Raw genomic sequence first — 12064 nt, forward strand, 5'->3', positions numbered from 1 at the left:
TTAACCCTCCTGACCCGGGGCTTCCCCGGCCTGGGAGGAGCTCTCCCCGGCTTCGCTCTGGGCCTCCCCCTGCGGGGCCGCCGGCCCCTGGGGGCTGTCTGCGCCCTCGGACCCGACTTGTTTCACCTTGGTCCCGTCGACCAGAGTGGCATTCCAGCTGTCGATCACCAGGTCCTCGGTGCTGATCCCCGAGAGCACCTCGATGGTTTCGTCGTTGGTGATCCCGGTCTCCACCGGGGTCTTCCTGGCGGTCCCTTCGGCGGTCAGCACATAGACGAAGGTCTCCCCGCCGTCGTGATAGATGCAGTCCACCGGCAGGAGCACCGCCTCCTTGGCCTTGGCGGTGGGCGCGGTCACCTTGACCGAAATGCCGCTGTACAGCTCGCCCGGGTCGGCGTCGATGCGCGCCTTGCAGGGGAACAGGCCGCTCTGCTCGTCGAGGCGGGAGCCCACCTCGACCACCGAGCCGGTATAGGTCCTGCCGCCGTTCTCAATCGTTACCTGGTCGCCGACCGTCATGTGCTCCAGGGCGCTGGCGGGCACGCCGAACTTGACCACCATGATCTCCTTGTTGGAAACCACGTAGGCCGGGCTGGTGGGGGCGGTCTGTCCGTGGTCCTCCACGCTTTTCAGCTCGATCACCCCGTCGATGGGGGAGGTCACCTTGGTATACTCCATCTGCTTCATGGCCGCATCCAGCCCCGCCTTGGCGCTGGCCAAAGTGGCGTCCACGATGTTCTCGGTCTCGGGAATGGCCAGCTCCTCGGTGATGCGCGCCGATTCCTCGGCGGTCTCCATGGCGGTGGCCGCGTTGCGCAGGGCGGTGCGCAGGTTCTTGAGCGTCGGGTCGTCCCCATCCTTGGTCGCCCGCCACTGGGCCTTGACCGTCTCATAGGTGGATTTCAGCTTGGCGTAGTCGGTCTGGGCCGAGGCGAGCTGCTCCTTGAGGCTCTGCAGCTCCTTGCTGCTGCCCACGCTCGCCGCCTGCTTGACGGCCGCCTGCAGCCGGGCGACGTAATCCTCCATCTCGTCGACCTCGTCCTGCAGATCGTCCATATCGTCCTCCAGCTTGTCGAGGCTGGTGTCCTCATTGTAGGTATCCAGGTTGTCCAGCGCCGTCTTATAGCCGTTCTTGGCCTGGGAGAAGCTCGAGGAGCTCTGCAGCTTCTGGCTGGCGATCCCGCTGCCCTTGGTGCTCTCGGCCTGGGCGACCTGCAGGTTATAGGCCGCCTGGGCGGTCTGCACCTGGGTCTGCACGTCGGACGGGTCGATCTCGTAGAGCAGGTCGCCCTTCCTGACGGTGTCGCCCACCTTGAAGTAGGTGGTCAGCACCGTGCCGGCCATCTTGGGGAAGATGTTGACCGACTCGTCGGGCTGGACCTTCCCGATAAATTCGGTGGTGACCTCCAGATCGCCCACCTGCGGGTTCAGCGCGCTGACGCGGATTTCATCCTCGGCCTCGGCCTGCGCCGGCACAGCCGGGGCCTTGCTTCCCATCATCCCCACGCCGATTGCCGCGAGGATCACCACTGCGGCGCAGCCAAGGACAATCAAAATCTTTTTCTTGTTCTTTTTCACCGTTATGTACCCCTTTTAGCTAAATTCATAATCTGTTGCGAAAACTGCGTCTTTGCCGTCATTCCACCCGGTAAAGGCCCTGTGCATGTAAAAGGGCGGGCCTTCTAACAATAAAAAACGAATATGGGAAATTCGTGATGGAACCGTGAACAATTTAAAAACTTCACTTTTCGGTATCCTGTCTGCCGATGACCACGGCCGGCTGCCCTTCGAGAATCTGGTCGAGCAGCGTGCGGTAATACCGCCACTTGCTTAAATACAGTTCGTTACGGCTTCGCCCCGCCTCGGTCAGCCGGTAATAGCGCCGGTTGCGCCCCTGGCAGGCCATGTCATAGGTCTCCAGCAGCCCCTCCCGGCGCAGGCGCCGCAGGATCGGATAGAGCGTCGATTCGGAAATCTCCATCAGCGCCTTGATCCCGTTGGTCAGCTCATAGCCGTAGCTGTCCTGCCGCGCCAGAATCGCCAGCACGCAGGCCTCCAGCATCATGGACCCTATTAGCTGCAAAATCCCGCCCCCTTCTTGATCCTATCATTTTATCTATATTATAAGCTGTATAATATTATTACTCAGTCAATACTGTTTTGTCAATGACATTCTCACACATTTTCACCATTTCCCCGACAAAAAAACCATACAATCTGCCCAGAGGCGCGAGGGCAGGTTCCGCGCTCCGCCCTACAGGCAGGCCCCATTTTTATTTCCCCGCGCAAAAGAACAAAAAAGGAACGCTGCAAAGCTTTGCAGCGTTCCTTTTTTGTTCATTATTCAGCTTGTCCGGGACAGGATTAGTCCTCTTTCGGAGCGCCGACCGGGCAGACCCCGGCGCAAGCGCCGCAGGAAATGCAGGTCTCCGCATCGATCACATACTTGCCATCGCCCTCGGAAATCGCGTTAACCGGGCACTCGGGCTCGCAGGCGCCGCAGCTGATGCACTCGTCAGAAATTTTATATGCCATTGGTGATACACCTCCATTAAAAATACTACAGTCATTTTACCATAACATCCCGAAAAATCAAGTGGTATTGCCCATCCTTTACAGAAAGTTTACCCCGGTTTCCCACGTCCTAATCCACTTTTTTAAAAGGCTTTTTCTCAGCCGCGGCTTCTGCTGCATACCGTTTTTCCAAGCAGGACACGCACGCGGCGAATCAAAAAAGACCCGTAGTAACCTTGTCTGGCGGTCATTTCCATGTGAAAAACCACGTTTCAATTAGAACGGGCTTCTTTCCACCCGTTTATTTTTCCTAATTATATCCTGTTTTTCCGCTTTCTGCAAGAGAAAACCACATTTCTGCCGGGGCCGCTCCCTCCCCGATGACCGGCAGACAAGGTTACTAACGGTTTTTTCCGTACCTATTTCCGAAGGAGGACAGAACAGATGAAAAAACTTCGCACCGCGCTCCCCGCGCTGATCCTGTTGGCCTGTGCGCTCGCGTTGAGCGCCAACGCGCAGGGAGCCGCCTTTGAACGCAATCCAAACGGCACCGGCTGGGGGATCAGCGTGCCCTTCACCCCGGACAGCCGGGCGGACTACACCTTCGAGCTCTATCTCGGCTCCTCGGCGACGGACGCGCTGCCCGAAAACCTGCTGGACAGGAAGGAAGGCGTCACCGCCTCTCCGGTGTTCCTGGAGGCCTACGGCTTCGATCCCTCGATTCCCGGGACCGTCCTCTGGCTGCGGGTGAGCGCCAGCGTGGACCCGTGCCGTCAGGGGCTGGACACCCCCGGCATGCGGGAGCAGAAAATCACCCTTTCGGGCGGCTGCGGCTGCACCGGGCTGTCAACCTACGAGCAGCCCTTCTACTACGGCGACGGCACCGAAAGGAACCCCTTTTTGGTGAGCACACCGCAGCAGCTCCAGCACCTGAACAATGGCCGGCACCTACAGAAAGGGCAGTATTTCCTGCAGACCTGCGACATCGACCTTCGTGGTTACGACAGCGATAGCGACCCTTCCAACGGCAACTGGAAGCCGGTCGGCTACACGACCTATCCCAGCTATGCCAGCCCCTTTACCGGGCATTATGACGGGAACGGCCATCTGGTCAAGAACATGTCCTTTCATCTGACCCTGGAAGAGAACACCGCCGGGGTGTTTGGGGCAATTCAAAGCAGCACCATCGAAAATCTCGGGGTGGTCAGCGGGGAGATCCTCACCGACAGCGACATCGGGGGTGTGGTGGGGACGGCCATCAACTCGCACATCGCCTGCTGCTACGCCGATGTGAACATCACGGGCAGCACAAGCGACCCGATGGGCGGTCCCGTAGTAAGCACACTCTATGACTCGACGATCGAGAACTGCTGCGGCCGGGGCAACATTTCGAGCTCCGTTGCCTCCGGCGGAATTGCCGGGGCATTTTGGGGCGGCACAAATACCATCCGCAACTGCTATTCCCTTGCCACGCTTCAGAGCACCCGTTTTACCGGCGGCATCGTGGCCCGCCTGAACACGGGCCTTTCCTACACCATGGACGGCTGCTACTGGCTGGCCGGGCCCCTTTACGCAGAGGGGTCGGGTGGCGTGACCCCGAGCGGGAACTACCGCCTCGCTTCCCTCTCCGACTTTGAGAGCGGCGAGCTCTTCCCCGGCTGGGACACCGACGTGTGGCAGTTCGAGGCGGGCAAGGCCCCGCAGCTGCGCGTCTTCCTGCGCTGAGGCCGCGGTGCGCACACCGGCGGGCCCGCAAGCCCTCCCGCACGAAAGAACCCGGCGGGCCGCAGATCAATCTGCGGCCCGCCGGGTTTTCCATAAATACGCTATTTTCTTATTTGCAGGCCTCTTCGACCGCAACCGCGCAGGCGACGGTGGCGCCGACCATCGGGTTGTTGCCCATCCCGATCAGGCCCATCATCTCGACGTGCGCCGGGACGGAGGAGGAGCCGGCGAACTGCGCGTCGCCGTGCATGCGGCCCATCGAGTCGGTCAGGCCGTAAGAAGCCGGGCCGGCCGCCATGTTGTCCGGGTGCAGGGTGCGCCCGGTACCGCCGCCCGAGGCCACCGAGAAGTACTTGACGCCGTTCTCGTAGGACCACTTCTTATAGGTGCCCGCGACCAGGTGCTGGAAGCGGGTCGGGTTGGTGGAGTTGCCGGTGATCGAAACGTCGACCTTCTCGAGCTTCATGATCGCCACGCCCTCGAGCACGTCGTTCGCGCCGTAGACGCGCACCTTGGCCTTCTCGCCGTCCGAGAACGCGACCTCGCGCACGATCTTGATCTCGCCGGTCTTGAAGTCGTAGTCGGTCTCGACATAGGTGAAGCCGTTGATCCGGGAGATGATGTAAGCGGCGTCCTTGCCCAGGCCGTTTAAGATGACGCGCAGCGGCTCCTTGCGGGCCTTGTTCGCGTTGCGGGCGATGCCGATCGCACCCTCGGCCGCGGCGAAGGACTCGTGCCCGGCCAGGAAGCAGAAGCACTTGGTCTCATCTCTGAGCAGCATGGCGCCCAGGTTCCCGTGGCCCTTGCCCACGTCCCGCTGCTCGGCGACCGAGCCGGGGATACAGAACGCCTGCAGGCCGATTCCGATCGCCTCGGCGGCGTCGGCGGCTTTCGAGGCCCCCTTCTTGAGGGCGACCGCGGTGCCCAGGGTATAGGCCCAGACCGCGTTCTCAAACGCGATGGGCTGCACGCCCTTGACGATGGTCTCCACGTCGATCCCCTTGGATTTGCAGAGGTCCCGCGCCGCCTCGAGCGACTCCAGGCCGTATTCTTTTAAGCATGCCTCGATTTTAGGCATTCTTCTCTCTTTACCTTCAAACTGTGCCATTGCGAAATCCCTCCCTTTCTCTTATTCTTCACGCGGGTCGATGTACTTAGGAGCATTCTCGTAACGGCCGTATGTACCGACGTTCTTCTCGAACGCAGTCTTCGGGTCAACGCCGTGTCTCATATCCTCCAACATCTTTCCGACTTTTACGAACTTGTAGCCGATGGCCTCGCCGTTCTCGTCCACCGCCACGCTCAGGATGTAGCCCTCGGCCAGCTCCAAGTAGCGCACGCCCTTGAGCCCGGTGGAGAAGATGGTGCCCACCTGGGAGCGCAGGCCCTTGCCCAGGTCCTCGAGCGAGGCGCCGATGGGAAGGCCGTCCTCGGAGAAGGCGGTCTGGCTGCGCCCGTAAACGAGCTGCTTGAAGATCTCGCGCATGGCAACGTTGATCGCGTCGCAGACCAGGTCGGTATTGAGCGCCTCGAGCAGGGTCTTCCCGGGGAGGATCTCGCCCGCCATCGCCGCCGAATGGGTCATGCCCGAGCAGCCGAGCGTCTCGACGAGCGCCTCCTCGATGATGCCGTTTTTCACGTTCAGGGTCAGCTTACAAGCGCCCTGCTGCGGTGCGCACCAGCCGATGCCGTGCGAAAGGCCGGAAATGTCGCTGATCTGGTATGCCTTGACCCATCTGCCCTCTTCGGGGATGGGAGCGGGTCCGTGGTGCGGGCCCTTGGTGAGAGTGCACATGCTCTCAACTTCGTGAGAATAGTTCATATTCCTTCTGGCTCCTTTCAACAAATGTCCTACCCGACCGACGCGGGAAATCCATTGTACAAGGCTATTATAATATGCGGGGGCCCAATTTACAAGACGTGAGGTTGTCAAAACATTGACAAATCCATGAATTTTTGCACCCTTCTTTTTGTCCGAAACCCGCAGGCGGGGCGGGGCGGTTGAATAAGCGCGCAAAACATGGTAAATTAATAAGAAGTCAGAGTGTGTGAAAAGGGGTGGAGTGCCGATGGAGCCGACCGAAGAACTGCTGCGCGCCCTGTTCCAGGAGGCGGGGCTCAGCGAGTACGGGACGTGCGACTTCGATCCCGCCCTTTGCCGTCTGCCCTCCCGCAAGCGGCTGCCGCCGGGGGCCCGCTCCCTGGTGATGGCGGCCGTCCCCTACTATGTGGGGCGCTTCCCCCACCGCAACGTTTCCCGCTACGCGATGGTGCAGGACTACCACACGGTGAGCGGCGCGCTGCTCGAAAGGGTATCTCTGCGGCTGCGCAAGGCCTTCCCCGGGGAGCAGTTCCTGGCACTGGTGGACGCCTCCCCCATCGACGAGGTCGAGGCCGGCAGGCGGGCGGGGCTGGGGGTGCGTGGGCTGCACGGCCAGCTCATAAACGAAACCTACGGGTCATATATTTTTATCGGAGCGATCGTCTCCACAGTGCGCTTTCCCCCGTCCCGCCCGAAGGAGGGCGGCTGCCTGCGCTGCGGACGCTGCCTTGCCGCCTGCCCCACCGGGGCGCTGAATGATCAGGGCCTTGTGCGCGGGCGCTGCCGCTCCCACCTGACCCAGAAAAAGAAGCTCACGGACCCCGAAGAGAGGGCGCAAATCGCGGCGGGCGGGATGGCCTGGGGGTGCGACATCTGCACCGACTGCTGCCCGATGAACCGGGGGAAGGCCTACAGCGGCATCCCGGATTTCTACCGGAATATCTGCGCCGTGGTGCGCGATACTAACCTTGACGCGATGATCGCCGACCGCGCCTACGCCTACAAGGGCCAGGCGGTTTTGCGGCGAAACCTGGGCCTGATCGAACATTCAGCGGCGCCTGACGCCCACCGATAAAGGAGACGACAAGTTGGAAATCATCAAAGCCGAGCAGTACCCCGAATTCGAGGAGTTTGTCAGCCGCCATTCCCAGGGCGGCTTTACCCAGTCCCCCCGCTGGCGGCTGGTCAAAAACAACTGGGGATGGGAGGGGATCGTCTCCCGCGCGCCCGACGGTTCGGTCAAAGGCGCCTGCGGGGTGCTGGTGCAGCAGATTCCGGCGCTGCACACCAGCTTCCTCTACGCCCCGCGCGGCCCGGTGTGCGATCCCCACGATACCGAAACGCTGCGCGACCTCAAGGAAGGGGCCGACGCGCTGGCCGGGCGCTACCACGCCCACACCTTTAAATGGGACCCGGACGTCTTCGCTTCGGACGAAGGATTCCTCTCGGCCATGCGGGAGCTGGGCTTTTCCCGCCTGGCCGGGCCCACCGGCTTCGAGACCATCCAGTGCCGCTTCAACTACCGGCTCTATCTGCAGGGGCGCAGCGAAGAGGCGCTCTTCATGAACCTGACCCAGAAGACCCGCTACAACGTGCGCCTGGCCCGGAAGAAGGGGGTCGAGATCCGGGTGGTCGAAAAGGAAGAGCGTCCGGCGCTGATGGACGACTTTATGCGGATCATGCGCACCACCGGCGAGCGGGACGGCTTTTCCACCCGCCCGAAGGAATACTTTGAACGGATGCTCGACGCGCTGGGGGAAAACGTGCGCCTCTACATGGCCTTCTATGAGGGACAGCCGATTTCCGGGGCGATTACCACCAACTATGCCGGCAAGACCTGCTACGTCTACGGCGCGTCGGACAACGTCTACCGCAATGTGATGCCAAACTACCTCATCCAGTGGGAGATGATCCGCTGGGCGATCGAGACCGGCTGCACGGTCTACGACTTCCAGGGGGTGTCCGGCGTGCTGGACGAGGAGGACCATCTCTACGGGCTCTACCGCTTCAAGCGGGGCTTTAACGGCCAGCTCGACGAGCTGGCTGGCGAATTCGACTATGTGTACCATCCTGCCGTCAAGGCGATGGTGGATAAGGCCATCGAGGCGCGCAGCGCCGCAGTGAAGCTCAAAAACAAGCTGACAGAAAAAAAGGACTGACCGCTATGGATACTCCCCTTTATCAGGCGCTCGGTGAGCAGATGGCCACCGGGCGCTCCCGTTTTCACATGCCGGGGCACAAGGGGGTGCTCCCCGCCCCGCTGGAGCGCTGCGCGCCCTACGACTTCACCGAAGTTCCCCTGACCGACAGCCTCTATGAAGCCGACGGGGCGCTGCGCGAGCTGGAGGAGCGCTTTTCCCGCCTCTATGGTACGGCGCACAGCCTCCTCTCGGCCGGGGGGAGCACCCTTTGCATCCAGACCATGCTCTCCCTCGCCGCCGCGGGCGGGGAGCTCCTCTGCGAGCGGGGGGTGCACACCAGCGCGGTCAGCGCCATGGGGCTTTTGGGGATCGGGCCGCACTGGCTCTTTCCAGACCATACCCGGTATGGCATCCCGCTGCCTCTCACCCCGGCGCAGGTCGAGGCGGGGCTTTGCGCGCACCCGCAGGTGCAGGCCGTCTACATCACCTCCCCGACCTATTACGGGTTCCTGGCGGACGTCGCGGGGATTGCAGAGGTCTGCCACCGCCATCAGAAGCCATTGCTGGTGGACGGCGCGCACGGCGCGCACCTGCCCTTTATGGGACAGGCCCTCCACCCCATTGCGCAGGGCGCGGACCTTTGCTGCGACAGCTTACACAAGATGCTCCCCGCCCTGACCGGGGCGGCACTGCTCCACCTGCGGGAGGAGCGCTTCTTTCGTCAGGCAAAGGTGCGCATGTCCTGGTTCGGCTCGACCTCGCCGAGCTATCTGATCCTGCTCTCGATGGACCTATGCTGCGGCCAGCTGGAAGGGGAGCTCCCCCGGCGGCTGCAAGCGGCGGCCGGGCGGCTCGCGGATCTAATGCAAACGGGCGCGGCGCGCGGGGTCCCGTTTATCGGGGGAGCGGGGTGCGACCCGCTGCGCCTGACCCTGCCGCTGCGCCCGCTCGGGATGGCGGCGGGGGAGATGCTCGGCCTGCTCTACGCTCAGAAGATCGAGCCCGAGCTCTGTTCCCCCCTCGGCGCGGTGCTGCTGGCCGGGGCCGACACCGCCGGGGAGGACTGGCAGCGGCTGCAATGCCTGCTCGGCGCGCTGCCCGCCGGGGAGGACGGGGAGGCCGAAGAGGCGCCTTTGGCCTTCCATGCGCCGCCGCGCCGCCTCTCCATCCGGGAGGCCATGCTGAAGGAGAGCGAAGCACTGCCGCCTGAAAGCGCCGCCGGGCGGGTGGCCGCGGCGATGGTCACCCCCTGCCCGCCGGGAATCCCGGTCGTCATGCCCGGGGAAATTTTGGATGACGAGGCGATTTTCCTGCTAAAAAGCTATGGCATAACGGCGGTCAATGTGGTAAAATAAAGCCATACAGAGGGGATTGCCTCTTTGTACGGACTTGATTTTCGACAAACGGGAGGTTTTGTTATGAAACTGATATTCGCGATCGTTTCCAACGACGACAGCGCAAAGGTATCCTCCGCGCTCACCAAGGCGAAGTTTTCGGTCACCAAGCTGGCCACCACCGGCGGCTTCCTGCTCTCGGGCAACACCACCTTCATCATCGGTACCGACGATGAAAAGGTGCAGGAGGTCATCGAGATCATCGGCAAGCACTCCAAGAAGCGCACCCAGATGATCCCCTCCTCCGCCTCCTACGGCGTGGGGATGTACGCCTCCTACCCGGTGGAAGTCACCGTCGGCGGCGCGACCATCTTCGTCATCAACGTCGAGCAGTTCGAAAAGCTGTAACCCATGCTGCTTGACGCCCTCCTTTCCAATGAACAAAACAAGGCGGCGCTCGTCCGGCTCGGCGCGGACGGGCGCTTGCCGCATGCCATCATCCTGGAGGGTGAACGCGGCAGCGGCCGCTTCACCCTGGCACGGCTGATTTCGGCCATGGCGGTCTGCCGCCGCAGCGGCGCGGGCTGCGGGGAATGTCCCGACTGCAAAATGGCGCTCGAGGGGCAGCACCCGGACGTCGAGGTCTTCGCGAAGAGCGGCGGGCAGGGGACGCTGACCATCAAGAGCCTGCGCACCATCAACCAGTCGGTCGCCACCCCGCCCAACCAGGGCCGGCGGCGGGTGGTCATCCTGCGGGACATCCAGGACATCGCCCAGGCGCGCACCCTCAACACCCTGCTCAAGGTGATCGAGGAGCCGCCCGAATACCTGATGTTCATCATCACGGTGGACAACCGGGAGAACCTGCTGCCCACCATCCTTTCGCGCTGCCTGCTGCTGCGCATGGAGCTCCCATCGCCCGAGGAATGTGCGGGACGGGTCCAGGAGCTGCTGAAGGGCGGTGCGGATGCCCAGGAAGCCGGGCGCTCCGAAGAAGCGCTCCGCATGGCGCGGCTCTGCGGCGGGAACATCGGGCGCACGGCGCAGCTCCTCTCCGACACGCCCGAAGCCAGGGTGATGGCCGACGCGCTCGCGCTTTCCAAAGCCCTCATCGGGCACGAGCGCTACGCGGTGCTGCGGCTTTTGCAGCGCTACGAGCGGGACCGCGTCGGCTACCGCGAGCTGCTTTGCGATCTGCGGGTGGTCTTTTCCCAGCTTGTGGAACAAAAATACCAGCCGCAGGATGAAGAGCTGTCCGCTCTTTCCCAGCGTCTTACGGCATTGCAGGGGATCAAAATCCTTGATATAATAGATGACATGAGCCGCACGGGGCAGTTTAACCTCAACCTCCCGCTCACCCTCACCCGGCTGGGCGCGCGGCTCACCGGAGCGGTCCTCGGCTGAGGGCACCGGTAGTAAAGTTAGGAGAACAAGATGGCAAAGGTAATCGGCGTACGCTTTAAAAGCGTCGGCAAGGTATATTATTTCGATCCGCTGCACTACGACGTGCCGCTGGGCGGCTACGTGATCGTGGAGACCGCCCGCGGGGTGGAGTGCGGCCAGGTGGCGATGAGCATCCGGGAGATCCCGGACGAGAAGATCGTCAAGCCCCTAAAGCCGCTGATCCGCGCGGCCAACGAGGAGGATCTCAAGCGGGTTGAGCAGAACCGCCAAAACGAAGAGAAGGCGGCCAAGGTCGCGCTGGAGAAAATCCAGAAGCACAAGCTCGACATGAAGCTGGTGGACGTGGAGTACACCTTCGACAACAACAAAATCCTTTTCTATTTCACCGCCGACGGGCGGGTCGACTTCCGGGAGCTGGTCAAGGACCTGGCCTCGGTCTTCCGCACCCGGATCGAGCTGCGGCAGATCGGCGTGCGGGATGAGGCCAAGATGCTTGGGGGTCTGGGAATCTGCGGGCGGCCGTTCTGCTGCAACAGCTTTTTGGGCGAGTTCCAGCCGGTCTCGATCAAGATGGCCAAGGAGCAAGGCCTTTCCTTAAACCCCACCAAGATTTCCGGCACCTGCGGGCGGCTGATGTGCTGCCTCAAATACGAGCAGGAGGCCTATGAGGATCTATTGAGGATCACCCCGAAGGTGGGGAGCGTGGTTTCCACCAAGGACGGACGCGGCGTGGTCAGCGAGGTGAGCCTTCTGACCGGCGAGCTCAAGGTGATGCTGGACAAAAACGCCGACCATGTGCCGGTGCCCTTTAACCGCAAGGATGTGCGGGTGCTCGGCCCCCGGCCGGGGAATGAAGGCAAGGAGCGGCCAAAGGAGAAAGAGCAAAAGGAAGGCCGCCCGCCCCGCGAGGGCAGGCAGAGGGAGGACAAAGCTCCCCGGGAGGATAAGCCCGCCGGAGAGGACAAGCCCGTCCGGGAGGGCGAGGCGCGGGAGAGGCCGCCCAGGGGCGGCAGGCCCCGCAGGGAGCGCCCGCCCCGCGAGGAGCGGCAGGCGTCCGCCGAGCGGCCGCAAGCGCCGCGCGAATAATTGGATTCAAAAAGGGGCGGGACCGAAGGGATATCCTT

At 62.5% G+C, this 12064-nt stretch carries 11 protein-coding genes and 1 pseudogene; 7 read left to right on the forward strand and 5 right to left on the reverse strand.

The features are described from left to right. The 3 genes from B5477_RS14020 to B5477_RS14030 form a co-directional block, all read right to left on the reverse strand. A complete protein-coding gene (locus tag B5477_RS14020) occupies window positions 1–1578 on the reverse strand; it encodes an efflux RND transporter periplasmic adaptor subunit (protein ID WP_079700254.1) in 1578 nt (525 codons plus the stop codon). Window positions 1579–1741: 163 nt separating this feature from the next. After that, on the reverse strand, window positions 1742–2083 hold the full coding sequence (locus B5477_RS14025; RefSeq protein WP_242942210.1) for a PadR family transcriptional regulator: 342 nt from the start codon (window positions 2081–2083) through the stop codon (window positions 1742–1744). A gap of 281 nt (window positions 2084–2364) precedes the next feature. Then, window positions 2365–2535 carry a DUF362 domain-containing protein gene (locus B5477_RS14030; RefSeq protein ID WP_079700256.1) on the reverse strand — a complete coding sequence of 57 codons (171 nt, stop codon included), beginning with the start codon at window positions 2533–2535 and terminating at the stop codon, window positions 2365–2367. Between the two features lie 423 nt (window positions 2536–2958). Between B5477_RS14030 and B5477_RS14035 the strand changes: the two genes are divergently transcribed. Further along, window positions 2959–4239, forward strand: coding sequence for a hypothetical protein (locus B5477_RS14035; RefSeq protein WP_079700257.1), 1281 nt, complete (start codon window positions 2959–2961; stop codon window positions 4237–4239). 109 nt (window positions 4240–4348) lie between these two features. On the opposite strand, the gene B5477_RS14040 is transcribed toward B5477_RS14035, so the two are convergent. Next, window positions 4349–5347: a GGGtGRT protein gene (locus B5477_RS14040; RefSeq protein ID WP_079700258.1), complete on the reverse strand. Its 999-nt coding sequence runs from the start codon at window positions 5345–5347 to the stop codon at window positions 4349–4351. 21 nt (window positions 5348–5368) lie between these two features. Continuing rightward, window positions 5369–6061, reverse strand: coding sequence for an iron-sulfur cluster assembly scaffold protein (locus B5477_RS14045; protein ID WP_079700259.1), 693 nt, complete (start codon window positions 6059–6061; stop codon window positions 5369–5371). Window positions 6062–6287: 226 nt separating this feature from the next. Here B5477_RS14045 and B5477_RS14050 point away from each other — a divergent pair, with 226 nt between their 5' ends. The 6 genes and pseudogenes from B5477_RS14050 to B5477_RS14075 form a co-directional block, all read left to right on the forward strand. Next, window positions 6288–7136: an epoxyqueuosine reductase gene (locus tag B5477_RS14050; RefSeq protein WP_143533604.1), complete on the forward strand. Its 849-nt coding sequence runs from the start codon at window positions 6288–6290 to the stop codon at window positions 7134–7136. 13 nt (window positions 7137–7149) lie between these two features. Beyond that, window positions 7150–8220: a lipid II:glycine glycyltransferase FemX gene (locus B5477_RS14055; RefSeq protein WP_079700261.1), complete on the forward strand. Its 1071-nt coding sequence runs from the start codon at window positions 7150–7152 to the stop codon at window positions 8218–8220. A 5-nt stretch (window positions 8221–8225) separates the two neighbouring features. Beyond that, on the forward strand, window positions 8226–9557 hold the full coding sequence (locus B5477_RS14060) for an Orn/Lys/Arg family decarboxylase (protein WP_079700262.1): 1332 nt from the start codon (window positions 8226–8228) through the stop codon (window positions 9555–9557). Between the two features lie 63 nt (window positions 9558–9620). Next, window positions 9621–9944, forward strand: coding sequence for a cyclic-di-AMP receptor (locus tag B5477_RS14065; RefSeq protein WP_079700263.1), 324 nt, complete (start codon window positions 9621–9623; stop codon window positions 9942–9944). Between the two features lie 3 nt (window positions 9945–9947). Then, window positions 9948–10940 (forward strand): DNA polymerase III subunit, encoded by a 993-nt coding sequence (locus B5477_RS14070; RefSeq protein ID WP_079700264.1) that lies wholly within the window; start codon window positions 9948–9950, stop codon window positions 10938–10940. Window positions 10941–10970: 30 nt separating this feature from the next. Beyond that, a pseudogene (locus B5477_RS14075) lies at window positions 10971–11822 on the forward strand (PSP1 domain-containing protein); the annotation flags it as partial. Window positions 11823–12064: the final 242 nt, after the last annotated feature.

It is taken from the genome of Provencibacterium massiliense (assembly GCF_900169495.1).
GTDB lineage: Bacteria > Bacillota > Clostridia > Oscillospirales > Ruminococcaceae > Harryflintia > Harryflintia acetispora.

Excerpts from the sequence above, each read along its gene's own strand:
- B5477_RS14045 (WP_079700259.1), bottom strand. The coding sequence starts at position 6,061 with ATGAACTATTCTCACGAAGTTGAGAGCATGTGCACTCTCACCAAGGGC.
- B5477_RS14030 (WP_079700256.1), bottom strand. The coding sequence starts at position 2,535 with ATGGCATATAAAATTTCTGACGAGTGCATCAGCTGCGGCGCCTGCGAG.
- B5477_RS14060 (WP_079700262.1), top strand. The coding sequence starts at position 8,226 with ATGGATACTCCCCTTTATCAGGCGCTCGGTGAGCAGATGGCCACCGGG.
- B5477_RS14065 (WP_079700263.1), top strand. The coding sequence starts at position 9,621 with ATGAAACTGATATTCGCGATCGTTTCCAACGACGACAGCGCAAAGGTA.
- B5477_RS14070 (WP_079700264.1), top strand. The coding sequence starts at position 9,948 with ATGCTGCTTGACGCCCTCCTTTCCAATGAACAAAACAAGGCGGCGCTC.
- B5477_RS14035 (WP_079700257.1), top strand. The coding sequence starts at position 2,959 with ATGAAAAAACTTCGCACCGCGCTCCCCGCGCTGATCCTGTTGGCCTGT.
- B5477_RS14040 (WP_079700258.1), bottom strand. The coding sequence starts at position 5,347 with ATGGCACAGTTTGAAGGTAAAGAGAGAAGAATGCCTAAAATCGAGGCA.